The following is a 26,235-nucleotide window of genomic DNA, read 5'->3' on the forward strand; positions in this document are numbered from 1 at the left end:
GATCTCAACTTGTCATCGGTTTGTATAAAGATTATCAATATGATGGAGAGAGTACCGAGATCTTGTTAACACAGAGCACCTTCTGCGAGACAAAACCATGGCTTAGACTTGTGTTTCAAAGGATTACAGCGCAAAATCACAAAAAAATTGAAAGGAGCAACCAAATGGAACTGACAGATATTCGTCGCGAATACGCTAAGGGTGGATTGAGACGTAAAGACTTGGCCGCAGACCCGATTGAGCAATTCAATCTATGGCTAGAGCAAGCCATTGAAGCGAAGTTGACGGACCCCACTGCCATGACAGTTGCTACGGTTGATGAAAATGGTCAGCCATTCCAACGAATTGTTCTGCTGAAGAATGTTGATAAAGACGGGTTCGTTTTTTACACCAACTTAGGTAGCCGTAAAGCGCACCAGCTTGAGCACAACAGCAAAATCAGTTTGCACTTCCCTTGGCATCCACTTGAGCGACAAGTTCATATTACGGGCACGGCTGAAAAGCTGACGGCTATGGAAAATATGAAGTACTTCTCGTCACGTCCAAAAGAGAGCCAATTGGCCGCGATTGCAAGTAAGCAGAGTAGCCGTATCTCAGCACGTGGGATTTTAGAAGGTAAGTATCTAGAGCTTAAACAGAAGTTTGCCAAAGGAGAGATTCCTGTGCCTTCTTTCTGGGGTGGTTTCCGTGTACGTGTGGATAGCATTGAGTTCTGGCAGGGTGGTGAACACCGCTTGCACGACCGTTTCTTGTTCTCACGCCAAGACAACAGTTGGGATATTGATCGCCTAGCGCCTTAGGCTGCTTGATCGCTTAGCTGCTTAATAGATCCAAAAATGCCGTTGATTAGACTGATCAAATCAACGGCATTTTTTTGTCTGAATTTTCAGCTAATTAGTAAATCAGTCACTGTGTAGAACAACAGATATCTGTTTTTTGAGCAGAGTTTCTGGGATCACTGAGCCTAATCCTGAGTCCAACGCATACTCAATCAATTGGCTTTTACTGCGTGCATCGAACTTCTGTTTCAATCTGGCGACATGACCTTCGACCGTTTTGATTGAAATGTTTAGCGTCGACGCGATGTACTGTGGTTTCTTGCCAAAAAGCAGTAAGAACAGCACCTCTGATTCTCTCGAAGTCAGCCGCTTTTGCAGTTTAGAGACGCGCGGCTCTGACCCCGCAAGCGATGCCTGATTGCCTTTTGTTCCTGTGGCCTGACAAACCCAATGACCAACCTCTAAGATCGCGGTATCGGTAAGCTCTTGGCCATAGAAGATGGTGCCTTGGACGTTGTCGTCATCATCAAGCCAAGGGGTTTTGGTAAAGATATGGGCGTGCCAGCGTCCGTCTGGATAAGGGTGAATATCGAGGATCTTAAGGGTACTGCGTGTATCCATTACATGTTTGTCTTGAGCCCTGAAATCTTGTGCGCACTCAGTGGTTTGACTGGGCATGTCGAAGTCGGTCAAGCCAGTACAAGTTTCATTGGGTTTTAAGCCAATCAATTGGTTGTAAGCAAGGTTGGCGTACACGAAGACCGAGTCAGTATCTTTGCAGCCCCAGCAGCCTGGAAGTTGTTCGAATAAAGAACGATGTATGGAGTTGAGTGGATCTGGCAAGGTTTTATCTCGTAAGCAGAGGTATGGCAATGATATCAGTTTCTTATAGCGCTGCAATGGCAATTAGAGTACGAAACATAAGGGGTGACTGACAGTTAAACGGACTGCTGATTAACTGTGTCGATCACGGAGAATCGATGGGCATAAAGGGTGATAATCAGGCAAAAAAAAGCCAGCCTGAAGAGGGGCTGGCTAAAGACAAGATATGCCTTGTCGACATGTAGAAGATTTTCAGTCTAATTTACGAGGGTCAGGTAAATTAAACTGAGGCATCAATTTGATACCCAGAGTGACTTACTACTCTATCGACGAATCTACTCCTAGGAGTGCTTATGCATAAGGGGGGAATTCCCCTATAAATGCTGCTCAATGTGATAATTGAGAACCTAGAGTAAATATTGGGGATTCTGAGCCTGTGATTGGGAGCCTACAGCTCTCGTACTACTCGGAATCCTAGATAGTTCGCTGCCGTTGAAGGCGGTACGTACAGTTCGTTAAACACCTTTGCCTCTTCAGGAGAGAAGCTCCACGCGCCACCCTTCGCTAGGCCTTTCTGAACGGTTGTCCATTCCCATACATTACCCACCATGTCGTAGAAGCCTGTTGGCGTTGGTAGGAATGACTTAACTGGAGATGTGCTAACGTTTGACCAAGGTGTACCCGCCCAGCCAGTATTGGCTTTGCCTGAACGGAATTGATTGCCCCACCAGAAGTTGGTGTCTTGGCCTGCTCTTGCTGCAGCTTCCCACTCTTGTGGTGTTGGCAAGCGGTAAGTGAAGCCGGTGTTTTTAGATAACCAACGTGTATAAGCTTTGGCATCGTTTTGGCTAACACAAACTACCGGTGAGTTATCAGCTTGCTTAAAGCCTGGGTTCTGCCAGTCTTTGTCTGAAACGGTTGTGATCTCTGCATTGACGAATGTATCGCAGGTGTTCATCAGCTCAGCGTCTGTCTGGTAGCCTGTGTTTTTTACGAATGCTTTGAAGTCTTGAACACGGGTTGGCGTTGCTGCTAATGCAAACGGCTGTTTGATCGTCACTTGTTGTGCGTTGTTTTCACCCAGTAGGTAGCGACCCGAGCCGACAACAATCATTTCAGGGCTCTGAATGTCGTTACCCATCGGATCGGCAAACTTGGTACCGACATTCAATGAGTTCTGCTTGGCCTGTAATACGGCTCGTAGGTTGTGATCGCGGGCTATCTTCAGCTCTTGGTGGAAAGAAAGGTAACCCTCTTTCTCAATCGTGACCATGTGCTGACCAGTTGGTAACATTACTTCAACCGGTGTACTGCCATAGTTCACGCCGTTGATAGAAACCTTGTCGTTGTATTGATTTGAACGTACCACCAAGTTAACCCAAGCGACTTCTTTTTGCTGGTCGTTGGTTTGCTGCTCGCTTTGCGTGAAACAGTTTGATGACTGAATACCAAGTAGGCGACAAGGGGTGTTCTTATCTGGACGAGTTTCTAGGTTCGCCGCAATCACCGCTCGGTAACGGTTATCTTCAGAGAAGCCAGAGGATTTCACTTTGTGTTGCACAACGTGAATATTTAGCGAAGCAGACGCAAGGTGCTCTTTCACTGTTTTCGATTCAGTCGCGTTGTCCACTAGGCTGTGTTGGAACTGTTTTACCGCTTTTTGAAGTGCCAAGGTCACCGTTTGGTCTGAACACTGCGCCAGTGTCATATCGCTGCTGCAACGGTTGGTAAAGCTAACCGTTTGCTCTTCCGTTTGAGTGATCTCGTTTCTTAGTAGCTCTGCTCTTGCTCTTAGCTTGTCTTGGTTCAGGTTTGCGATTGAAGCTTCTGCTGCGGTTTTCTCGGCTTGGATAACCTCAAGCTCCATCACCAAGTCTTGCTGCTTCTGATCTGAGTCTGAAATCGCAAGCTTGCCTTCTTTTACGGTTTTCCAAGCCCCTTGGAAGCGGTTTTGAGCGGGCGAGATATCGAAATCGGGCTCATCAATCATGCGCGTGTAATCTTGCTCTAGGCTGGCTTTCGCTTTTGCGAGTGTTTGCTCTGCTTGAGCCGATAACTCAGCTAGACGTGCCGTTTGCTGCGCCTGATTGTCGACTTCATTTTGTTTATCAGCCAATTTCTTCTCAACAGCCGTTAAGTCGGCATGCTTTTCGAAAAGTGAGCTTTCAATGTCGGTGACAGATGACGCGATCGCTGGTGGTGTTGCCTCAGCAAAAACAGCTGGCGTCATTAAGCAGGGAGCAAGTGCAAATAATAGAGTAGGAAGACCTTGGCGCATGATGGGCTACTTCAATCGTAATTTAGGTTAATCGAATATTCTAAACGAAAACGCCATTTCGTCTGCAGCTACTGTTTATAACTATAAAACAAGGTTATAACGACCATACAAGTTTGTAACGATCATACAGTTTATAACTATCAACAAAATGGCGAGTGTTCATTCAGCTTTGTGAAATAGGCACGGCTATCTGATATAGAGCTAAGCGTTTTGTATCGGCTCAGCTCTATGTAGAAAGGGTGTTTAGCTTTCTTTACTAGGAAGAAGCTTAACCCAAATCGTGTCGCTGCCGTTGATGGTAACTGTGCGGTTATAAGACTCGTAACCTGGCTTTGAAATAGTTACTTGGTGACGACCACTTGGTAGCGCAACCTCAAGAGGTGTACTGCCATACTTGATGCCGTTAATGGTGACTGAATCATTGTACTGATCAGAACGAACGGTCACATTTGCCCATTGCTTGTCATTTTTCTTAACGACAGCGGCTTGACTGCCTGTTAGACAGTAGCGAGTAGACACGTTCAACAAGTTACAAGCGGCAATGGCTTCAGGTTTCGCTTGAAGTTGAGCTTGTATCTGCATGAAGTATGCGTTGTTGCCAGAGAAGCCACTCTTGATTGCTTGGCTGTCTTGAACATGGATGTTCAGTTGAACACCTTGCAAGTTTTGCTTCGCTAGTGTGCTTTCTGTGAGCTGTTCAAGTAATTGGGTCTTGAACGTTTGAACGGCTTTTTGGTTCGTTAGGTGTTTACCTTGAGATGTACATTCACCGAGTGTCATTGTTGATGCACATGTGGTGGTGTAGCTGGTTTCAAGAACGGCACTTTCACGAAGTTCTGTTGCAATACGTTTAACACGAGCTTCAACTTTTGATTCTCTCAAGTTAGCCAGCTCATTATTAAGACGCGCTTGCTTTTGCTTGATTTGAGAAAGGTGAATTTCACCCTCGTTCATCGCTTGTTGGTTATCTAACTGAGACGATTGATTCTCTTTAACTGCCGCCCAAGCATCTTGGTAGCTTTTTTGGAAAGAGACCAAATCAGTTTCTGGATCTTCAAGTAAGCGACTGTACTGTTTGTCGAGTACAGACTTAGCTCTGTTACGTTTTGCCTTAAGTTCTTCACCTTCGCGCAACAACTTACTATTTTTGTTTTGTAGTTGTTTTAGGTTTTCAGTCGCCGATACTTTGGTTGCTGAAATACGCTCAATATCTGAGTTTTTCTCTGTTAGCTTTGCATCGATAGCTGAAACGGGATCGACTTGATTCAGTTCTTCAGCGGATACCGATGCAGATACCCAAAGTGGGGATAGCGCAAGTAAAAGCGCTGAAATTCGAAAGTTAGTCATAGGTCCCTGCAACTTATAGATTGAAATTGGCTCGTTAATAAAGTGTCTACTTCCTAGTTGTGAGTCACTAGTTATTAGCAATTAACACAGTACCCGTCTTTATACCGTTTTATTGCTATCCAATCTACTCAAAAGCCAAGTTTCGGTACTTCGGATACACTTTTTACAGGTTTATCGCCAATTATTTGAGCTATATAAGAAAATTTATTCATTATGTTAGGGCGCTGAAGTATTTATTGATGACATGGTTTTTCGTGCCGGTGTACTTGCTTGTATGAGTGCTTGTGAAGCCCCTAAACTCACCGGAACGATTGGTTTTACAATGGCCGTAGTTTATACACTCTTGATCATCTTTCCGGAGGCATGATCAAGACGATCGCGATAATGATCTTTTGCTAAAGGCGAGGAAATGACTCTCATGATCATTTACAAATTCATCTTATGCAGATTTCAGAGTATTATTCTTACTATGTCGACCTGAGTATTTTGCTGTCATGCCAAAACCTTTACCCTTTCCAAACCTAGACTTGTCCCCGCTAGGCCTTACTGGCCCTCGCCCTGCGGAGATCATTACTTTGCCTTCGCATATGGATTGTCACGATCACCATTATTCTCAGGTGGTGATTGGTTTAAAAGGTCAGGCAGAATTTGAAGTTTGCGGTAAGGGTAATCTTATCGGGCCGGGTCAAGGTTGTGTGGTAACAGCGAGCTCTGATCATGCTTTCGGTGGGGTGGTCGGTCAGTCGGATATCCTAGTGCTCAACATGCCAGTGCCAACCGATGATGACCCTCTGATGTTAGAGAAGATTAACCAGTTAGAATCATCGAACGTCTACTTCCAATTAGATGCGCAAATTCAAAAGCTTATCCATATGTTGGTGCAAGAAATGCAGGCGAGCCCGGATGATCTATTGTTAAGCCGTGCCTGTAATGACACGGTGATCGCTCTGATGCAAAGGCACATCTCGGCATTTGAAACCTCAATTAAAGACTCGCGTTTTGATCTTGAAGCACTGGATCGCTACATCGAGCAACACCTCGCGAATAAGATCTCTGTCGCTCAGCTTGCAGGAAGCGTGTTCTTGGGTGAAAGCCAGTTCCATATGCTGTTCAAAGAGCAAATGGGCATTACCCCTCACCAGTATGTTCTTGGTAAGCGTATTGACCGCTCTCGCCGCTTGATCGAACAAGGCAATCTGAGCCTTGGTCAGGTTGCAGAACTTGCTGGTTTCTCCGGTCAATCCTCCTTTACTCACACCTTTTCACGCCTTCAAGGCATGTCACCATCCCAATACAAAAAGAAAATTTCTGTTAAATAGTGAAACAAAACGGCATATTATTTTAAAGTTTCATATGTGACGTTGTGTTTGTTTTGTTAATAAAGCGAGTTTTTAGCAAAAAACTCGGAGTTTTTGACAAGTAATCCTTATATACTCTAAATACACTGCAGCCATTGTAGAGATCCCGGGCTAATTCCGGGTGTGAGATTAAGGAAAACGCATGTTTACAGCTACTGATGTGTTAAAGCCAGAATTCAATGAGCAGTCGCTTAGTGATCTATGGTCGCTTATCTCACCATTATATATGGTGGATGAAACCCAATGGCTAGAGCAACTTCTGCCGCTAGCTACCCCTTCTGAGTCTGAAAAGCAGCAAATTACAGACAAAACGACGTCGTTGATTGAGTCTATCCGTGCGGATAAAACATCTATTCAGATGATCGACGCCTTGTTGCTTGAATACAGTTTAGATACTCAAGAAGGCATCTTGCTAATGTGTCTGGCGGAAGCCTTGATGCGTATTCCTGATTCGGCAACCGCTGATGCTCTGATTCGCGACAAACTTAGCGTTGCGGATTGGAAATCTCACCTGAAGAATTCTGACTCGGTTTTTGTTAACGCATCAACTTGGGGCCTAATGCTAACAGGCAAGGTGGTTGGACTTTCATCTAAAGAGCAGAGTGCAGGTCAAGCGGTAAACCGCTTAGTGAACAAGCTTTCTGAGCCGGTGATTCGTAAAGCGATGCACCAAGCGATGAAGGTGATGGGTCACCAATTCGTTCTTGGCCGCAGCATTGCGGAAGCACAAAAGAACGGTAAGTCTATGCGTGACAAAGGTTTTACCTACTCATACGACATGCTAGGTGAAGCGGCACTGACTACAGCTGACGCAAACAAATACTTCAAAGATTACCTAATGGCGATTGAAGCCGTAGGTCGAGACACTTATGTCTCTTCAAAATCTAGTCCAGCGCCATCGGTATCTATCAAGCTTTCTGCGCTTCACCCACGTTATGAAGTGGCGAACGAAGACCGCGTACTGACTGAACTTTGCGACACGCTAGAGCAACTATTGCGCCGCGCAGTAGAGCTCGATGTTGCGATTACGATTGATGCGGAAGAAGCGGATCGCCTAGAGCTTTCTCTTAAATTATTCGAAAAACTGTACCGCACTGACCTTGTAAAAGGTTGGGGTAAATTTGGTCTGGTTATTCAAGCATACTCAAAGCGTGCACTTCCGGTTCTAGTATGGCTAAACCGCCTAGCGAAAGAGCAGGGTGATTTGATCCCGCTTCGCTTAGTGAAAGGTGCTTACTGGGACAGCGAAATCAAATGGTCGCAACAAGCGGGCTTTACTGATTACCCAGTTTACACACGCAAAGAAGCGACAGACGTAGCTTACCTTGCATGTGCGCGTTACCTATTGAGCCCAAGCGTTCGTGGCAATATCTTCCCGCAGTTTGCGAGCCACAATGCTCATACGGTTTCTGCTATTGCCGTCATGACCGACCATAAAGACTTTGAATTCCAACGCTTACACGGCATGGGTGATTCTCTGTACAACCATGCGATGGAAGCTTACCAACAGTCAGTACGTATCTACGCTCCTGTTGGCAGCCACAAAGATCTACTGCCATACCTAGTACGTCGCTTGCTAGAAAACGGCGCAAACAGCTCGTTTGTCCACCGTCTAGTTGATGCGCGTTGCCCTGTGGCAGAGCTGACTCAACACCCTGTCGATATGCTTCTGGCGTTCGATACATTGCACAACACTAAGATTCCTCTGCCTCCAGCGGTTTTCCCTGAGCGTAAGAACTCTTACGGTGTGAACATTGATATTGAAAGCGAAGCGCATCAGTTTGAAGAGCAAGTAAAAGGCTTCCTAAACAATCAATGGACTGCGGGCCCTGTGATCAACGGTGAATCTCTTGCCGAAAGCATGATCAAGGCTGATCAGAACGTTGAGCAAGTGACAGCACCTTATGATCGTCGTATTAATGTGGGTCAGGTGGCTTTCGCTAACCTTGATCATGTTTCCGCAGCGATCACTGGCGCAGACGCAGTATTCGCTGATTGGAACGCAACATCGGTTGAAACCAAAGCGGCGGCACTTGATAAGTTAGCTGACTTGATGGAGGACAACCTCGCTGAATTGGTGGCGATTTGTCATCAAGAAGCGGGTAAGACAATTCACGATAGTGTTGATGAAGTACGTGAAGCAGTCGACTTCTGTCGTTACTACGCAAAACAAGCTGACAACCTACAAGGTTTCGAACTAAAAGGTTTTGATGGCCAAACACGAATCGCTTCTCGACAAGGTCGTGGTGTGTTCGTCTGTATCAGCCCTTGGAACTTCCCTCTAGCGATCTTCCTTGGCCAAATTACTGCAGCACTAGTGGCGGGTAATACGGTTGTGGCTAAGCCTGCCGAGCAAACAAGCTTGATTGCAGCTCGCGCGGTTGAACTGATGAATGAAGCGGGCTTCCCTGCTGGAACGATTCAGTTACTACCGGGTCGCGGTGCTGAGATCGGTAGTGCACTCACCAGTCATGATGCGATTGCGGGCGTTGCCTTTACGGGTTCAACACCAACAGCACAACGTATCAATGTGTCATTAGCCACTCGTAACGCTAAGCCAGTTCCGTTTATTGCGGAAACAGGCGGCCAAAACGCGATGATCGTCGACAGTACTGCACTGCCTGAACAGGTAGTTCGTGATGTGATTCGTTCAGCATTCGCTTCAGCAGGTCAGCGTTGTTCTGCACTACGTGTGCTTTACATCCAAGAAGACATTGCAGACCGCGTGGTTGGATTGATTCACGGAGCAATGGACGAGCTGAGTGTTGGCATTCCACACCTTCATAAAACCGATGTCGGCCCTGTTATCGACCAAAACGCGAAACAGAAGTTGTTGGCACACTTAGAAAACATGACCAATACCCAGAAGAAGGTGGCTCAACTTTCTCTAGGTAGTGATTGTGATCATGGTGATTTTGTTCCACCAAGTGCTTTTGAAATTGATCATATCAGCTGCTTGAAAGAAGAACAGTTTGGCCCAGTGCTACACATTGTTCGCTTCAAAGCGAGTGAGTTGACGCAAGTGGTAGACCAAATCAACCAAACGGGCTTTGGCTTAACTATGGGTATCCACAGCCGTAACGAGACAACTTACCGTTGGATCGAAAAACACGTTCGTGTGGGTAACTGCTACATCAACCGTGACCAAGTGGGCGCCGTTGTTGGGGTTCAGCCATTCGGCGGTCAAGGTTTGTCAGGTACTGGCCCTAAAGCGGGTGGTCCTCACTACCTATACCGTTTTACAGATGTTCATTTCTCTCAATCACAAGACAAGGCATAAGGAGCAGTATCATGGTTCATCAAGTGACAGGTTTTTCTGATGCTTTGCTAGCGTGGGAACAATGGAATCTTACCGACTTTGATTACAAGAGTGCTCAGGTACTTGCGCTGAAATCAGAGATCGAAAGTCAATCTGTGCCTTTGGCTGCAGTGGCAACTTATCATCTAGAGCAAGCGTCTGCGCTGCTTTCTGAACATCACCTAATGGCAGGTCCTACGGGCGAAACCAATGAGTTGTATGCCGCAGGCCGCGGTGTGGCTTTGGTGATTGTTGATGATTGCGAAGAGAAAGTGCCGGCACTGCAAACTGCAACAGCGATGATTACTGCAGCACTATTGGCAGGTAACAGCGTTCAATTATGCAGTGATGACGTGCAGTTCAATACCTTAATTGCTGATGCTGCAAAACAAGCGAATCTACCAACCAACTTGGTGCAGGTTGCCTCGTACGACGCTGCTCAACAGCTGCTGTCTTGCGATGTACGAAGTGCAGGTTACGTGGGTAATTCACAAACGGCACAAGCTATCAATTTACAGCTTGCTAAGCGTGACGGTGCAATCGTCGGTTTAGTGGCTGAAACGGATCTGGCGACAATGAATGTTGCTAATGATCCACACCTATCGCTGCGCTTCATTACCGAGCGTACGCGAACTATAAATATAACAGCCGTGGGCGGTAACGCGACCTTGCTCGAACTTGGAAGCGAAGCTCACTAACCTTCAGTAAAATTGGCTCTAAAGACTTTTGGTTTCTCCATTTTTGGGTTTTCCCATTTTTGGTTTTCTCCCTGAGTGCTTTGGAGCCTCAATACCTAACTCAATGCACTTGTTTGCCTTTACGGTGAGTACCTTGCATTGAATTAGGCATGGAAGGCTTTCTACAAAATGAGGACTATCAAATGATAGAAAACAGTTTTGCAATAACGACGACGTTCATTGCGTATCTAATTATGATGCTAGCGATCGGTGTTATTGCTTACAAACGTACATCTAACTCAACTGACTACTTCCTAGGTGGTCGTTCGTTAGGCCCATGGCCTGCTGCACTTTCTGCTGGTGCATCAGACATGAGTGGTTGGTTGCTACTTGGCCTGCCTGGTTACGCTTACGCTGCTGGCTTTGAAGCATTTTGGCTTGCTGGTGGCCTCCTGGTTGGTACTTGGGCAAACTGGTTAATCAGTGCTAAACGCCTACGTACTTACAGTATTACAACGGAATCACTGACGTTGCCTGAGTTCCTATCTCGTCGCTTCAACGATAACTCTAAGCTGATCCAAACAATTTCTGCTTTCTTTATCCTTTTATTCTTCCTTTTCTACACAAGCTCAGGCTTAGTAGCAGGTGGTAAATTGTTTGAAACGGTATTCGGCCTAGATTACACAACGGCGGTCATTATCGGTACCGTATGTGTGGTTTCGTACACCCTGTTTGGTGGTTTCCTAGCGGTATCTTGGACTGACTTAGTTCAAGGCCTATTAATGTCTGCTGCGCTATTGATTGTGCCAATCGCAGCAATGAACGGCGGCCTTGGTCAGCTATCTACAGACCTTCATAACATCAACCCAGAGCTACTCACGCTATGGAATGATGCGAAAGGTGAGCCGCTTTCTGCTATCGCGATCATCTCGCTAGCGGCATGGGGTCTAGGTTACTTCGGTCAGCCACACATCCTTGCTCGTTTCAAAGCAACGCGTAGCAATAAAGACCTAACAACCGCGCGTCGTATCGCTGTGGTATGGACTGCGCTGTCTATGATTGGTGCAATGCTGGTTGGTCTTGTTGGTCTAATCTACGTGACGAACTCTGGCGCGCCTAAGCTAGACGATGGCGAGAAGATCTTCATGCTTCTTGTGAACGCGATGTTCCACCCAGTAATTGCAGGTATTCTACTGGCGGCAATCTTAGCGGCAATCATGAGTACTGCGGATTCACAACTTCTTGTTTCTTCATCTGCAATGGCAGAAGATCTGTATAAGCAAGTTCTGAAGAAAGACGCTACGTCAGAAGAGATTGTTCGTGTAGGCCGTTTCGCGGTTATCCTAATCTCTCTGATTGCACTTGTACTAGCGATGACGCCAGACAGTTCAGTACTTGGCCTTGTGTCTTACGCATGGGCTGGTTTTGGTGCTGCATTCGGCCCAGCTATCGTATTGAGCCTGTACTGGTCTCGTATGAACCGTAACGGCGCTCTGGCGGGTATCGTGGTTGGTGGTGTGACGATTGTACTTTGGAAACAGTTCACGGGCGGTTGGTTCGATGTGTATGAAATCGTACCGGGAATCATCCTATCGACTCTTTCTATCGTTATCGTGAGTCTAATTACGGGCGAGCCTGAAGAAGAAGTTAAGAAGCAACACGCTGAGTTCGAGAAGAACCTCGTTGAGCTAGACTAATTTACATTGTAAAACAGATGTGAATTAACAAAGAACATGAGCTAAAAATAATAGAGTCACTTCGGTGGCTCTATTTTTTTGACTATACCCCAATGCTTTGACCTTTCGACCTTGTGTTGCGTCTGGCAAGTTGAGTGTATTGAGCATGTTTACCTTGTTGGTGACGCTGGCTAAGTCATACTTCTAGGCTCAGAGCATTTCCGTTCCCACTGCGATACATTACTCTTGCTAAGAGCCGTTGAGTAAATGAATAGGAAGTTAATAGTGCCTCAAGTAATCCCGAATATTGGCTTTAACCATGAGAAAACGGCGCAAGCTGAGCTGGAGTTGGTGCCCTTGTCTCGGCTGTATTCAGAAAGCAATATTAACCACGATCCTCAATTGCCACATCGTGTCAGCTTCTTCCTGATTCTGTTTATCGAGCAAGGCTCTGGCACGCACATGGTCGATTTTGAGGACTATCCTTTTAGCCAAGGGAACGTGTTGTTCATTCAAAGAGAGCAGATGCACGCCTTTGATTTTAGTAACAAGCCACAAGGCACTGCGGTTTTGTTTACTCAAGCGTTCTTAGACAGCGTTCACGCTAATATGAAGTTGCCGAACTACACGCCTACTCATTTGAACAAGGCGCACTCGGCACTGTTGTCACTCGACGAGTCCCACCAAGAGCGGACGCAAAGTCTCATTCAGCAGATTATGACGGAGCTGAATCAGCCAGAATCCGATCCCTTGATTGTCATGTACTTGTTCTCAGCACTAGCTCTGATTCTTCATCGCCTACGACCAGAAGTGAAGAAAGACGCCTTGAGCTTGCAGCAGAACATTAAGTTTGCCCGCTACTTTGAGCTTCTTCAAAACAACTACCTGCGCGTGCGTGATGCAAACTGGTACGCCAATCAAATTAACACCACGTACAAGACGTTGAACCAAGTGTGCAAGGTCGCAACAGGGTTAACCGGCTTTGTTGCGTAATTCAATGGAACTAAATCAAGAGCCTACGATCTGATCAGCTACGTTCACTCCTTCTCGTAGCTCTATGCCTAAACCTCGTTACAAAACAACCAACTGGAAGCAATACAACCAATCACTTATTAACCGTGGCTCTCTGACCTTTTGGATTGATGAAGAGGCAATAAACGGGTGGGCGCAAAGCAAACAGAGTAAGCGCGGGAGGCCACGTCGGTTCAGCGATTTAGCTATCACGACAGCGCTCATGGTGAAACGAGTTTTTTCTATGCCACTGAGAGCTCTGCAAGGGTTTATCGACTCAATATTTAGGCTTGCCCATGTTCCATTAAGTTGTCCGCATTACACCTGCATCAGTCGTAGAGCAAAGCAAGTTGAGGTCTCATTTAAGACTAAAGCGAGAGGAGCAATACAGCACCTGGCCATTGATGCAACTGGCCTAAAGGTTTATGGCGAAGGTGAATGGAAAGTCAAAAAACACGGGACAGATGGTAAGCGTAGAGTTTGGCGAAAGCTGCATATTGCCGTTGATACAAGCACTCATGAAATTATCGCAGCCGAGCTAAGTTTATCGACGGTTACAGATGGAGAAGTCCTCCCGAACTTACTGAAACAAACACGCCGAAGTATCCTTGAGGTGTCTGGTGATGGAGCTTACGACACGAGATTGTGTCATGCTGCTATTAAGATTAAGGGAGCCATTGCGCTTATTCCCCCAAGAGAAGGGGCAGCCTTCTGGGAGCGTGGTCATCCTCGAAACCTCGCCGTGGTTTGCCAGAAGTTATACGGCTCAAATAAGTATTGGAAAGAGCGGTATGGGTACCACAGACGTTCACTATCAGAAACAGCGATGTATCGAGTTAAACAGTTACTAGGAGGACGATTGAGCTTAAGACATTACAATGCGCAGGTGGGTGAGACTTACGCGATGATAAAAGCGTTGAACAAGCTTACTGGGTTAGGTATGCCTGAAACTTGTCGTATTGACTAAGAAACACACGAAATGGGGTAGCTCTATCTATAAATTTAATTACGCAACAAAGCCGGGTTAACCGCTAAGCAAATCATCGATTCTTTTACCGTTTTAGAAATGAAGCGTCAGCTGGTGGTAACCAATATTACGTCTCAGAAAATGGCGTTGGATTTTGGGTTTGAAGATGCGAGTAATTTCGTTAAGTACTTTAAAAATCATACTCAGATGACGCCGAGTGAGTTTCAAAAGAAGTATTCCAAGCCTTCACTCTCTGAATAGCTAGTAGGTCGACACGAATCATCTAAGGTTCGATATCTACCATTTTTCTGCCTAAACCCACTCTGCCGTGAGCCTCTCTCGTTGACTAATATAGTTTCCAAGCCAACGAGAGGACTTAATAATGAAAACAATAACTAACACATTCAAATCAACACTACTAACTGCTGGCGTACTTGCTGCTTCTGTTGTTACCGGTTCTGTGGCTGCACAAGAGCTGTCTATTCAAGAAAAAGCGGTAGCGGTCATTTCAAGCATTGAAACGGGCGACGCAAAAGCGGTGAGCTACATTAACCCTGAAAAGTACATTCAACATAACCTAGCGGTAGGTGATGGCTTAGCGGGCTTTGGTGAAGTATTACAAATGCTTCCAGAAGGTTCAGCGAAAGCGCAAGTGAAGCGCTCATTTCAAGATGGTGATTTCGTAGTAACACACACTGAATACAACTTCTTCGGCCCTAAAGTCGGCTTTGACGTGTTCCGTTTTGAAGAGGGACAGATAGTTGAACATTGGGATAACTTGCAAGAAATTGCCAAGCCAAACGCAAGTGGTCGCACTCAATTAGACGGTACGACTAAAGTCGTAGATCTCGAGAAAACGGATCAAAATAAACAGCTTGTCGGTGGCTTTGTAAAAGACATCCTGATCGGCGGTGACATGTCGAAGATTAATCAGTACATCGATAACGAAGACAGCGCTTACCTTCAGCACAACCCTGGTGTAGCCGATGGCCTAAGCGGTTTGGGTGAAGCTTTGGGGGCGTTAGCGGAAGCAGGCATGCCAATGGTTTATACCGCTAACCACAAGATTTTAGGCCAAGGTAACTTCGTGTTGTCAATCAGTGAAGGCCAGTTCATGAATAACCATGTCGCTTTTTATGATCTGTTCCGTGTCGATAACGGCAAGATCGTTGAGCACTGGGACACTATCGAAACCATTCCAGCGCGTTCAGAGTGGAAAAATGAAAATGGTAAATTTGGCTTCTAAGTTGGAGTCATATTGAATCTAAAATGATTTTACAAATCGGCACTTTCATAATGGGAGTGCCGTTTTTTTGTTGGTGTATTTGATGGAAGATCGCGTTGAGGAGACGGTTTGAAGGGGTTTTACAATGTAAATTGAAACCGAGTGAATGAGAGAAATTGCATGGAAGAGGTTGGACCTTTATGGCGCTTGATGTCAAAAAATGAAACAGAAAAATGGCTATTTTTTGAACTTGGCGCTCACTTTTGTGATTAGCTCGGTGAATTGTTGAACTGAATTGGACATGATGTGTCAATTGTCAGTAACCACTAAAGACCTATAGGACAAAGGTATGCCAGATCTCTATTGCAAAGGATGTAAAAAAACAACACTACATAAGTCTATAATGAAACGTTGTGAATCAGAGCCTGAGACAACCTCTGGCCGTATGATGCAATGGACGTCAAAGCTATTTAGTGGAAACCTGCACTACGATATGGAAACTCAGCACTTCTGCCGCACGTGTAACTGCCGTTGCGAAACAGGAAGTACTGTAACCCAAGTTGGTTTAGCTTAACTTACAGTAAGCGCTCACTAACTTAGATCAAAAAACCTCCGTTTTAGGAGGTTTTTGCGTTTCTATGCGGCTTTGAGTGCTAGCTCGCCATCAATCTTCACATCCCAACCATAGTTTGAGTATTCATTTGCTAGTGCTTGAGCAACATCTTTTGATACCGTTACGTGTGTCCATGAACCAATCCCGTAAGGTTTATATGCGAGTTCTTGCGTTTTCATAATAGAGTCATCCTTTCTCTTTGATAATTCTATTATTCACTTTGGCCTATATCCTTTCTTTCGTTTCCGGCTCAACTTATTTGTTTATCGGGTCATTTCTATAATAATTTGTTAATAACTAGAGCTTGATTTATAAGGCGAGTTATCAGTGGTTTGATATTGATATTTATATTTAGTCTGAATGTAAATGGCCTGTTTAGTTTTCTAAATGTGTGAGCGAGGTTTTCTTCGATTGCTCTTGATATGGAATATACTGAGTGGAATTTAGAATGTTTAAGGAATGTTATGTCTCAGCACCAACTCGATCGTATCGATAAAGAGATACTAAGAATTCTGCATATGAAAGGGCGTCTGCCCGTTGTTGAGTTGGCAAAGCAGGTCAACTTAACGACTTCACCTTGCTCTGATAGATTGAAGCGATTGGAGAAGGAGGGCTACATCACGGGCTATCATGCTGAGCTTTGTTCAGAAAAGCTGGGACTCGATGTTCAAGTCTTTATCCATATCCGTCTCGACCAGACTAGCTTTTCGATCTTCGACAAATTTGCTCAAGCGGTTGAATTGATGCCTGAGGTGGAAGAGTGTTACTCACTGTCGGGTGACTTTGACACCATGATCAAGGTTCGAGTGAAAGACATGAAGGCGTACCAAGCGTTTATGGCAACAAAGTTAGGCACCTTGCCTGGTGTCATTCAGACACGCAGTGAAGTGGTCATTGAGGAGCACAAGAAGGGCTTTGGTGTTAACCCTGAGTTGTTGGCAACTTTAAAATAGTGGCCTGATTTCGCCTTACTAAGGTGGTTTAGATATAAAAAATGGAAGCCAATAAGCTTCCATTTTTTATTGAATGTTAGAGAAAGAGTAATCCGATAAACTTGTCCGGTTTACAGCGTAATTGCCGCAGAGATTAAGCCAATCACACCACCGAATACACCACCCCAAACCACAAGCCAACCAAGGTGTTTCTTGATCATAGTCTGAACCATCTCTTTAACCAGTTTAGGTGTCAGCTCATTCAAGCGCTGATCGATGATCGCCTCAATGTTCTCTTTGATTTCATCCATCATCGCAGGCGACTCTAGCTCGTCTTTGATGGCATTTTTTACAGAGTCACTTTTGCTGATTTCAATCACAGATTCTTGCATCTTCTCAACAAATGGCGCTTTCATTGGCTCTAGTGCTTCTGTGCCACCAAACATTGCCAACATACCGCCAAACTGAGAGTTCTCGATAACATGCACCAGTGAGTCGAATGCAGGGTTAAAGTCGATCTTCTGAATCACAGGCTCTAGATTGAGCGACTTTCCTGTCATCTCGCTGCTTAGGAAGCGGTCGATGTTACTTTCTGTAAAGAATTGCTCCATCATCAGTTGCTTGATAGCTGCCTTGAACTCTTCAAAGCGCGCTGGAATAACGCCAGAACCGTATAGGCCGGGTACTTTCTCGAACAACATGTGAATCGCAAGCCAGTTGGTGATGGCACCAGAAAATGCGAATAGGCCTGCGTAAAGCAAGTATTGGTTTGCTGTCGCATAGCCGCCAGCAAGCAGTGCTAACGCAATAACGTTAGTTAAGACACTTTTGTTCATGGTTGATCTCTCGAAAGAATATTGCGCGCATTTTAAGAAAAAAACGCCAAGAAAAAAACAAAAGGATCGATGAAGTTTGTTGGACAGGTAGAAAAGAGTACCAAATAGCAGGCATAAAAAAGGCTAGCCTCCCCCCGAAGTCTAGCCTTATTCCAGAACGCGCAAGCGAGGCGTCTTTGGTGTTAATGTCATTATATAATTACGACATAACATTCTGCTATGTGTAATTTACCGTTAATTAACAAATTGGTGTGAATCACATCGCACTTTTAAAGTAGCACAGAAATTAAGCGTTCGTAGCTTTCTCAAGATCATCGGCAATGAAGCCACCGGTTTGGTGATTCCACAATTGAGCATAGATGCCATTTTGTGTAATCAGCTCTTGGTGCGTGCCTTCTTCTACGATATTACCGGCATCAAGCACGATCAGGCGATCCATCGCAGCAATGGTCGATAAACGGTGTGCAATCGCAATAACCGTTTTGCCTTCCATTAGCTCAATCAAGCTCTCTTGAATCGCGGCTTCTACCTCAGAATCGAGTGCAGAAGTTGCTTCATCGAGAACAAGTAAGGGAGCATTTTTCAAAAGAACACGCGAGATAGCGACACGTTGACGCTGACCACCAGAAAGCTTAACGCCACGTTCACCTACTTGAGCATCGTAACCAACGTTGCCAAACGGGTCGGTTAGCGTTTCGATAAACTCATGAGCGTGCGCCTGTTTAGTCGCCGCGTATACCTCTTCGTCTGATGCCTCTGGTCGACCGTAAAGAATGTTGTCTTTGATCGAACGGTGCAGCAGTGAGGTATCTTGAGTCACCATACCAATGTTGCTGCGCAGAGAATCTTGAGTAACGCTCGAGATCTCTTGGTCATCAATTAGGATGCGGCCACTTTCTACATCGTGGAAGCGCAGCAGTAAGTTAACTAGGGTCGACTTACCTGCACCTGAACGGCCAACCAAGCCCACTTTTTCACCCGGTTTGATGTTGAGGTTTAGGTTGTTAATCACACCCTTATTCTCACCGTAGTTAAAGCTCACGTTGTCGAAGTTGATACCGCCTTGTGGAACGTCCAGAGGCTTTGCGTCTTTTTTATCTTCGATAGTGATAGGCTTAGACAGAGTTTTAATGCCGTCAATCACGGTACCAAGGTTCTCAAACAGACCACCGATTTCCCACATGATCCATTTCGACATGCCGTTAATACGCAGAGCCAAGCTGACCGCAATCGCGATTGCACCCACGGTGATCGCGTTGTCTAACCATAGGTAGATAGAGATACCTGCAATGCTGAATACCAATAGATAGTTAGCGAACTCAACGCAGATGTTGAAGCCAGTAACCAAGCGCATTTGGCGATGAACCGTATCTAAAAAGCCTTCCATGCCTTCTTCTGCGTATTCGGTTTCTCTTTTACTGTGTGAGAACAATTTCACGGTGGCGATGTTGGTGTAGCTATCAACAATACGACCTGTCATCAGTGAACGAGCATCCGCTTGCTCTGAAGAAACGTCTTTTAGCTTTGGCACGAAATGCAGTTGAATACCGATGTAAACGAATAGCCAAATCAGCATCGGGGCCATCAAGCGCCAATCTGATTCAGCAAGCATGAACAGCATCGCCGTGAAGTAAACCGTTACGTAGACAAACACATCAACCATTTTGGTCACGGTTTCACGTACCGCGAGTGAGGTTTGCATTACTTTGGTCGCGACACGTCCGGCGAAGTCATCTTGATAAAAGGACAGGCTTTGCTTCAAAAGGTAGCGGTGCGCTAACCAACGAATCGACATTGGGTAGTTGCCCAGCAAAGTTTGGTGAAGCAATAGCGAGTAAACACTGATCAAGATTGGCATCACAACCAACAGCAGCACACCAAGGCCCATAAGAGTGGACTTGTTGTCAGCTAAGAAGGTTTCTGGGTTACTTGTTGATAGCCAGTCGACCAATTGCCCCATGTAACCAAATAGCGCCACTTCGATGATCGCAATCGTCATGCTCATGATACCGAGCACGATCAGTGGCTTTTCAAAGCCTCGGGTGTAGTGGCGGCAGAATGCCAGTATTCCAGTAGGAGGTTGTATCGGCTCTCCCTTTGGAAAGGCTTCAGTAAAGCCTTCAAACTTTTTGTACATAGATTTCCCTTTATAAACTAGTGCATCTATAAGCGACTGCATCGTTGGTGCAGCTTTGTTTTTATGGTCTTGATTTAAAATTTAACTGTCTTAGTTTGAAATTATATAAGCGCCAATGGGTTCTTATCAGTATTAAGTCATTCGATGGATTTTGTTCTAGCGCCTATTTAGGCACTTGGCTTTAAAACACTAAAACTTTGTCTAAACAATGCAGGAAAGGTCCAAAGAATGTCTTTCATGACGCTTATTTTAGATTGAATTAGACAGGAAAAGTTAAGCTTATTTCAAACGTAATTGATTGTTATGCAACGGTGATAATCCTAACGTTAAATGGATTAAATTGTAATCAAAACTCGTGATAGGCGAGAAAATGGAATCAGAATATTTATCCATAAAGTGACTTAACGAATATGCATACAGTTGGTTCTTTCTGATGTGCTGTTATCTTGCAGTAAAAATTACCGATTAATCTAAGATCTGCAGTAATTGTTTGGGATAAATATTCAAATCAATATTCTTTTCAGTGAATCTTGTCGTAACAAGTTGTTTACAATTCTGAAGTAAATAAAAGATAGGGACGGTTGAAATGTTAAACCTACACAAAAAATCACTTCATATTACTAATGTTCAAAACGCCAATTGCGTTGTTATGGTGCCGCCAAAAGAGTTTAAATTTAACGAAGAAACAGCACGTGATAACGAATTTCAGCACAGAGTCGACCTGACTGAGGCTGAGGTCAAATTAGAAACGATGGCTGAATTTAAGGCTATGGTGGCTTCGCTACGTAAAGAAGGTGTGCAAGTTGTAGAGTTTGATTATCCTGAGCTTGGTGTCGAAACCCCTGATGCAGTGTTCCCAAATAACTGGTTCAGTACCTGTAGTGATGGAAGCCTATTTACGTTCCCGATGGCGTGTAAAAACCGTCAAAATGAAGTGAAGCCAAGTGCCCTTATTGAAGCGCTTGAAGCGTCTGGTCGCATTGTTAACCACAGCGAGTCTCTAGAGTCTTACATTACTCAAGGCTCTTATCTTGAGAGCACGGGTGTGATGGTTATCGACCATATTAACAAGACCATCTATGCTGCGCTTTCTCAGCGTTGTGACCGTGAAGTGTTAGAAGACTATGCGAAGCGTATTGGTTATTCTCGCGTGGTTTCGTTTCAAACGGCATTGCCATCTGGCCAGCCGATTTACCACACCAATGTAATGATGGCGATTGGTGATAATTTCTGCGTGATCTGTGATGAAGTGATTCCAGAGTTTGAGCGCCGTTTTGTGGTGAAATCTCTTGCTAAAGACAAGCAGGTTATCTCTATCTCAATTGATCAGATGAACCGATTTTGCGGCAACATTTTGCAACTGGAGACGGTGAATGGCGACAAGGTGATCGCGATGTCTCAATCGGCTTACGATGCGTTTTCTCCAGCTCAGTTAGCTCAGCTATCGACACATGGCAAGCTGCTACCATTTAACGTGAAAACGATTGAAGACATTGGTGGTGGTTCGGTGCGATGCATGTTGGGTGAGGTGTTTTTGCCAACGCGAGTGAATCGTCTGTAACAAGCACCACTTCCAGCAATCAATCTTTGAATACCACTCGATCTCAGAGTGGTATTTTTGTTTTTATCTATCACGAATAAGAGAACAAGAGTTCGATACCGGAGTAAACGCGCAAAAGCTAACGGAAATAAGCTATGAAGCGCTCTTGAAAGCTCTGTGTTCAATGAACTGCGCCGACAGTACCACGACTTCCTTGGAGTAGACAAGTGCGGTGTGGTTGAGTTTGAGGGCGTAAGTATCCGTTGCTCCTCTCAGGTTTGCGTCTTCGAGTGTGACTGTGCCATCGCCCGGGTTTCTTCCCAGCACAATACGTCCCACGCCAGCGTCGTAGGTGCCAGTAATCACGCCAATTGGCACATCATTATCGTAGTCACCAAGCCCATCATTGAGGATGTTTTTGGTCGAGCCAAAAATGAACCCAAGGCCATGATTAGAGAGCGTTTTGGCTATGGTTGCCCCATTGTGTGGCGTGCCCGCAGTAATGATGCAGGTGTCGGCGAAGTGTGGTTGGTAGAATTTAAAGTAATGACGAATCAGTAAGCCACCTAGTGAGTGACCGAAGAAGTAGACCTCATCGTGCTCATCAAAGCGTGCATTGACGAAGCGATTGAGACGTTTGGCGGCAGAAGGGAAACGTAGCGAGTTGTAAGCAAACTTGTGCGTTGTAAAGCCGCGTTTTTTGAAGTTTCTATCCAGATATTGCATGATCAACGCAGGCATATATAGACCATGAATTAAAACTATATGTTTGTTTTTATTATTCATTTATGTCCTCCGTATGATTGTGCCTCCAGTATATTTAGTCGCAAATCTAAACTCAATAAAACTTGCAGCTAGTGGGACACAAAAGACAGAGCGCTCGTTATAGACAAAGATTGGGTTACTCCGATCTCACTCCACCATAGACATCTATGGTTAAACCGCCTTGTTTGGCGTAAGTATTGGGTGTTAGACTTTTTACCTTATTGAAGCTTCTCTCTAATGCCCTTTATCGCCAAGTTCTGCAATCCATGTCGAACTAAGCTCTTTTAATATCTTACGAATCAGTTCGCAGTGTCTATCTGTTTGACTTGCCGATATCTAAGGCACCAGTAGATCTTATGATTTTGAATTTTCAGTTTTGGTTAGCTCAGTATCACCTGCTTCACTTTTTGCTTCCGGCTCAACTAATATCTTTATCACGCCTTTTTGTAGGATCAGGTTATTAGGGTAGGTGATGATGTTGCCTGAACTGTGTCGGAGAATAACGTGGAACATGGTGATATCAATGATCACACCGCTGATGTCTTCGTCTTTCTCCGCGACTTTTACTCTGTCGCCAATGCGATAAGGGAATACAAAAAATATTAGTACACTGGCTGTAAGGTTACTTAGAATTGACCATTGCGCGAATAATGCGACACCCAACACCGCAAATATGGATGATAAGAATAGCGAAATATCACCAAAACCTAAGTTAAGAACAATCGTAAACACAGCGATGAAGAGTAGAAACAGAACGATATTGAAACACTTAATCACGAACTGCTTTCGCTTCAATTCGACACGCTTATTTTCCGCTAATGTTTCTATCCAGTTCTTCCCTAAGCGTTTGATCACCCAATACCCAACGATAAGCAGCAAACCTAAACTTGCTTGCTTAAGCCACATATTGGATTGCAAAAACTCAACCATTAAATAAACCTCATTTTTTTCAAGATAACGACCTCTGCCGCTACGACCACGAGCAGCCCGATGCAAAATAGTGGAAATGCTATTGGGTTATCTGTTCCGGGTATCCCAGCGATATTGACACCCAGTAAACCAGTGAAAAAACCAGCAGGAAGGAAAATACCCGCAATGATAGAAAATAGGTACGTATTTCTATTCATTTTTTCAGCTTGTTGCTGATTTAGGTTCGCTAAAAATACATTAATTTGTTCGATGTAAAACTCAACAGACTCATTAATTCGCAGGATGGTATCAAGGCTGTTCTTTATATGACCGTTGTGCTTGCTCAATGGTGCAGGTAGGTCACTCATTAGATCCTCAAAAACGTATTTCTGTGGCTTCAAATAGCGCCTTAGTCTAAGCAGTCTTGAATGCAGAGCATTGATGGATCTTATATCGATGTTGGATTTAGATTCTAACTCGTCAATCAATAGTTCGACCGGAGCTAGAAAGGTTGAAATGCTGTGGTTGATTCCACGTATCATGCCTAGCAATACATCTGGTAATGATGCTGGACCTTGGTTCTGTTTGAGATCGGATATCAGATTACTGACCGCTTTCGAAGGAACTTTGCGTGTCGATATTAAAGTGCCTTTGTACCATAGGATACGCAGGCTTAACATGTCGTCAGGGTTAGCCCCTTCGTTTAGGTTAATCCCTCGCAGGATCATCAAAAAGCAATCATTGCCAAACTGTTCAAAACGTGGGCGCGTGTCATCGGTGAGCAGTGAGTCCACGATGGCATTTGGAATCGTATTCTTTTGGAGCCACTCTCTCAGCCCTTTTGCATCTCTTTGGCAGTGATACCATGTCGATTGCTCAAATGGAGCTGGGTTGGTGGTGTGCTCATGTGCCACACCCTCTGAAAATTGCCAGCTTGAAATTATGAAAGCGTCCATTCGTTGTCCTTAATGATATGACGTAACCATCGAGATTCGAGCACTATTAAGGTGCTATGTAGAGCCCTGTTTTTTGGGAGCGAGAGCCGAGATAACGAGTGCTTCGGGCTCTCTAATAAATGTAGCTTATTGTTTAGAGGTTATAAATTAGCACTCTGGTGTAACGTTAGCGATGGAAAAAAAAGAAAAGACCGAGGCCTTTTCTTCTATAGATGGATATAGAGATGAGCTTATTTAGGCAAGTCGCATTTTTCGACTACTCACTTAAGTAAGTTCATTAACGACACGGTGCGAAGATGTCTTGGTTTTCTCGGTATTCTTGGGTTTGAACGTCCATCAGACCAAGCAAAGAGTCGAACAGATTATCGTGTGAGAAGCTCTGTTCTTTTCCTGCTTTACGCAAGCACGTGTCACTGATGCCTTTCTCGGCAGCAAAGCCATCCGACATCCAAAAGATCAGTGGAACGTGGGTCTGTTCTTTTGGAGCGAGAGAGTAAGGCATGCCGTGTAAGTAGACGCCATTTTCTCCCAGAGACTCACCGTGATCGGATACGTACATCAACGCCACGTTGTATTTGTCGGTCAGCTTCTCAAGTTTTTTCATTGCCTGTGAGAGGAAGAAATCCGTGTACAAGATGGTGTTGTCGTAGGTGTTAACCACTTCCTCTTTGGTGCAGTTTTCAATATCGGCGCGAGCGCAATCAGGCGTGAATTTCTTATGTTCGTCTGGATAGCGTTCAAAGTAAGTAGGGCCATTAGATCCGGCAATATGATAGAAGATGATGCTATCTTGGCTAAGATCTTGAGTATCTTGCTCGAAGTTCTCTAGCATTGCCGTGTCGTAGCACACATCGTTATTGCACAACGGATCGCTGTCTTTGGCGACGAGCGTCATCTCTTTGATTCGGTGTGCGACCGCCTTGTCTCCACCATCATGTTCTCGCCAGATAGAGTGAATGCCCGCGCGGTTCATGATGTCGACCACGTTATCTTGATTGTAAGCCTTGTCTCGGTCGTAGTTGCTGCGATTCATGTTCGAGAACATACACGGCACAGAAACCGCAGTGGCTGTTCCGCACGACTGAACATCAGAGAAAAATATCGGGTTGTAAGGCTGAGTGTGAGCGTTCGTTTCCCTCTCATAGCCATGATATTGGTAGTTATACACGCGCGCGGTTTCACCAAGCACAAACACCAGTAAGGTCGGCTTGGTTGCCGCTTTGGCTTGTGGTGTTTGCTTCGCATCTAATCCTAGCTCTTGATAGGGGATAGGCTCTTTAATGTAGGTATTATTGATGTATTTGACCGCGGATGACACGTATTCGGTTGGGATGATCATCTTTTTGATGTGCGAGTTATTGCGACCAATCGAGACATAATCTTTGTAAAACAGCCCTGCAATAATCGCGATAACAATCAATGAAGAGAGCAATCCAATCGACTTCCAGACAAAGAAATCTTTCCATGACTCTCGCTTAAGCTTGGTAAACAGTAGCAGCAGTGACGGAATAATACCCATCGCGAATAACCATAAGATGGAGTGGGTACTTACATAGCTTGCTGCTTCGCCACTATTGGTTTCGAAGACGTTCTCTATCATCCCATAATCGACATAGATGCCGTAACTGAACATGCTGTAGCTGACGAGTGTTGAGGTGATCAGCAAGAAGATAAAAAATGGCTTGGAGAATATCGGCCAGTTGAAGACTTGGAAGATGAAGTTGAACGCTGCGAGGAAGAAGATTGGAATGGATAGAACAAACCAGAGGCTCTCAGATTTTGAGGACTGAACAATACTAAATAGTTCTTGGGAGAGCGGTATGTTGATAATCAGCAGGTAATATACCGCCAATATAAAGGGCAGTTTGTTTATCGACATATTTACACTTGGTAGATTCACTATGCTTGTCTCCTGCGCCTCTTATCTCTTTATTTTAGCCTCGCTATCAAGAAAGCTCTAATATCAATCTATACAGCTCAAATCGATGATGATGAGCGATAAACTGGCTAAAGTGAAATGACGCGTTTTGGGGCAGTAGAAACAAAAAATTCACTTTACTGAGTGACCTTCATGACAAGGTGGAACAGCAAAGTGAATTATTTACGTTA

General features: G+C 44.8%; 20 protein-coding genes and 3 pseudogenes. 12 read left to right on the forward strand and 11 right to left on the reverse strand.

Features of this window, described 5'->3' with window-relative positions:
* Nucleotides 1–164: 164 nt before the first annotated feature.
* Nucleotides 165–800, forward strand: a complete 636-nt coding sequence (gene pdxH / locus AC3CH3_RS18870; protein WP_017061203.1) for a pyridoxamine 5'-phosphate oxidase — start codon at nucleotides 165–167, stop codon at nucleotides 798–800.
* A 102-nt stretch (nucleotides 801–902) separates the two neighbouring features.
* On the opposite strand, the gene AC3CH3_RS18875 is transcribed toward pdxH, so the two are convergent.
* The 3 genes from AC3CH3_RS18875 to AC3CH3_RS18885 all read right to left on the reverse strand — a co-directional run bounded on the left by AC3CH3_RS18875 (nucleotide 903) and on the right by AC3CH3_RS18885 (nucleotide 5,226).
* Nucleotides 903–1,685, reverse strand: coding sequence for a helix-turn-helix transcriptional regulator (locus tag AC3CH3_RS18875; RefSeq protein ID WP_019823321.1), 783 nt, complete (start codon nucleotides 1,683–1,685; stop codon nucleotides 903–905).
* Nucleotides 1,686–2,049: 364 nt separating this feature from the next.
* Nucleotides 2,050–3,879 (reverse strand): formylglycine-generating enzyme family protein, encoded by a 1,830-nt coding sequence (locus AC3CH3_RS18880; RefSeq protein ID WP_488538973.1) that lies wholly within the window; start codon nucleotides 3,877–3,879, stop codon nucleotides 2,050–2,052.
* 243 nt (nucleotides 3,880–4,122) lie between these two features.
* The gene (locus AC3CH3_RS18885) at nucleotides 4,123–5,226 is read right to left on the reverse strand and encodes a PEGA domain-containing protein (protein ID WP_488538974.1); all 1,104 of its coding nucleotides are present in this window, start codon (nucleotides 5,224–5,226) and stop codon (nucleotides 4,123–4,125) included.
* A gap of 494 nt (nucleotides 5,227–5,720) precedes the next feature.
* Here AC3CH3_RS18885 and AC3CH3_RS18890 point away from each other — a divergent pair, with 494 nt between their 5' ends.
* From AC3CH3_RS18890 to AC3CH3_RS18930, 9 genes and pseudogenes are all read left to right on the forward strand, one after another.
* Nucleotides 5,721–6,545: an AraC family transcriptional regulator gene (locus AC3CH3_RS18890; RefSeq protein WP_019823315.1), complete on the forward strand. Its 825-nt coding sequence runs from the start codon at nucleotides 5,721–5,723 to the stop codon at nucleotides 6,543–6,545.
* Between the two features lie 181 nt (nucleotides 6,546–6,726).
* Nucleotides 6,727–9,864 carry a bifunctional proline dehydrogenase/L-glutamate gamma-semialdehyde dehydrogenase PutA gene (gene putA / locus AC3CH3_RS18895; protein WP_488538975.1) on the forward strand — a complete coding sequence of 1,046 codons (3,138 nt, stop codon included), beginning with the start codon at nucleotides 6,727–6,729 and terminating at the stop codon, nucleotides 9,862–9,864.
* Between the two features lie 11 nt (nucleotides 9,865–9,875).
* Nucleotides 9,876–10,580: a 1-pyrroline-5-carboxylate dehydrogenase gene (locus tag AC3CH3_RS18900; RefSeq protein WP_004732537.1), complete on the forward strand. Its 705-nt coding sequence runs from the start codon at nucleotides 9,876–9,878 to the stop codon at nucleotides 10,578–10,580.
* 185 nt (nucleotides 10,581–10,765) lie between these two features.
* Nucleotides 10,766–12,256 (forward strand): sodium/proline symporter PutP, encoded by a 1,491-nt coding sequence (putP, locus tag AC3CH3_RS18905; RefSeq protein WP_029405518.1) that lies wholly within the window; start codon nucleotides 10,766–10,768, stop codon nucleotides 12,254–12,256.
* 264 nt (nucleotides 12,257–12,520) lie between these two features.
* Nucleotides 12,521–13,213: pseudogene (locus AC3CH3_RS18910) on the forward strand (AraC family ligand binding domain-containing protein); the annotation flags it as partial.
* A 79-nt stretch (nucleotides 13,214–13,292) separates the two neighbouring features.
* Nucleotides 13,293–14,213: an IS5 family transposase gene (locus tag AC3CH3_RS18915; RefSeq protein WP_488538008.1), complete on the forward strand. Its 921-nt coding sequence runs from the start codon at nucleotides 13,293–13,295 to the stop codon at nucleotides 14,211–14,213.
* Between the two features lie 54 nt (nucleotides 14,214–14,267).
* A pseudogene (locus AC3CH3_RS18920) lies at nucleotides 14,268–14,474 on the forward strand (helix-turn-helix domain-containing protein); the annotation flags it as partial.
* A 121-nt stretch (nucleotides 14,475–14,595) separates the two neighbouring features.
* The gene (locus tag AC3CH3_RS18925; protein WP_019823304.1) at nucleotides 14,596–15,459 is read left to right on the forward strand and encodes a nuclear transport factor 2 family protein; all 864 of its coding nucleotides are present in this window, start codon (nucleotides 14,596–14,598) and stop codon (nucleotides 15,457–15,459) included.
* 382 nt (nucleotides 15,460–15,841) lie between these two features.
* A complete protein-coding gene (locus AC3CH3_RS18930; protein WP_488538976.1) occupies nucleotides 15,842–16,012 on the forward strand; it encodes a hypothetical protein in 171 nt (56 codons plus the stop codon).
* A 62-nt stretch (nucleotides 16,013–16,074) separates the two neighbouring features.
* Here AC3CH3_RS18930 and AC3CH3_RS18935 read toward each other — a convergent pair whose 3' ends face one another.
* Nucleotides 16,075–16,230, reverse strand: coding sequence for a hypothetical protein (locus tag AC3CH3_RS18935; protein ID WP_488538977.1), 156 nt, complete (start codon nucleotides 16,228–16,230; stop codon nucleotides 16,075–16,077).
* A gap of 285 nt (nucleotides 16,231–16,515) precedes the next feature.
* Between AC3CH3_RS18935 and AC3CH3_RS18940 the strand changes: the two genes are divergently transcribed.
* Complete coding sequence (locus tag AC3CH3_RS18940) at nucleotides 16,516–17,004, forward strand: Lrp/AsnC family transcriptional regulator (RefSeq protein WP_017075645.1); 489 nt, start codon at nucleotides 16,516–16,518, stop codon at nucleotides 17,002–17,004.
* A 110-nt stretch (nucleotides 17,005–17,114) separates the two neighbouring features.
* Here AC3CH3_RS18940 and AC3CH3_RS18945 read toward each other — a convergent pair whose 3' ends face one another.
* Nucleotides 17,115–17,819, reverse strand: coding sequence for a DUF445 domain-containing protein (locus AC3CH3_RS18945; protein ID WP_017065155.1), 705 nt, complete (start codon nucleotides 17,817–17,819; stop codon nucleotides 17,115–17,117).
* A gap of 286 nt (nucleotides 17,820–18,105) precedes the next feature.
* Entirely contained in the window at nucleotides 18,106–19,956 is a 1,851-nt protein-coding gene (locus AC3CH3_RS18950) for an ABC transporter ATP-binding protein (RefSeq protein WP_488538978.1), read from the reverse strand.
* A 586-nt stretch (nucleotides 19,957–20,542) separates the two neighbouring features.
* Here AC3CH3_RS18950 and AC3CH3_RS18955 point away from each other — a divergent pair.
* The gene (locus tag AC3CH3_RS18955) at nucleotides 20,543–21,517 is read left to right on the forward strand and encodes an arginine deiminase-related protein (RefSeq protein WP_488538979.1); all 975 of its coding nucleotides are present in this window, start codon (nucleotides 20,543–20,545) and stop codon (nucleotides 21,515–21,517) included.
* Between the two features lie 132 nt (nucleotides 21,518–21,649).
* On the opposite strand, the gene AC3CH3_RS18960 is transcribed toward AC3CH3_RS18955, so the two are convergent.
* The 5 genes and pseudogenes from AC3CH3_RS18960 to AC3CH3_RS18980 all read right to left on the reverse strand — a co-directional run bounded on the left by AC3CH3_RS18960 (nucleotide 21,650) and on the right by AC3CH3_RS18980 (nucleotide 26,026).
* Nucleotides 21,650–22,282, reverse strand: coding sequence for an esterase/lipase family protein (locus AC3CH3_RS18960; RefSeq protein ID WP_488538980.1), 633 nt, complete (start codon nucleotides 22,280–22,282; stop codon nucleotides 21,650–21,652).
* 115 nt (nucleotides 22,283–22,397) lie between these two features.
* A pseudogene (locus tag AC3CH3_RS18965) lies at nucleotides 22,398–22,597 on the reverse strand (AraC family transcriptional regulator); the annotation flags it as partial.
* An 18-nt stretch (nucleotides 22,598–22,615) separates the two neighbouring features.
* Nucleotides 22,616–23,191: a mechanosensitive ion channel family protein gene (locus AC3CH3_RS18970; RefSeq protein WP_488538981.1), complete on the reverse strand. Its 576-nt coding sequence runs from the start codon at nucleotides 23,189–23,191 to the stop codon at nucleotides 22,616–22,618.
* Nucleotides 23,191–24,126 carry a CorA family divalent cation transporter gene (locus AC3CH3_RS18975; RefSeq protein WP_488538982.1) on the reverse strand — a complete coding sequence of 312 codons (936 nt, stop codon included), beginning with the start codon at nucleotides 24,124–24,126 and terminating at the stop codon, nucleotides 23,191–23,193. Before AC3CH3_RS18975 ends, AC3CH3_RS18970 begins: the two co-directional genes overlap by 1 nt.
* A gap of 277 nt (nucleotides 24,127–24,403) precedes the next feature.
* Nucleotides 24,404–26,026: a phosphoethanolamine transferase gene (locus tag AC3CH3_RS18980; protein ID WP_488538983.1), complete on the reverse strand. Its 1,623-nt coding sequence runs from the start codon at nucleotides 26,024–26,026 to the stop codon at nucleotides 24,404–24,406.
* Nucleotides 26,027–26,235 lie beyond the last annotated feature (209 nt).

This window comes from Vibrio sp. QJM3NY_35 (assembly GCF_057785915.1).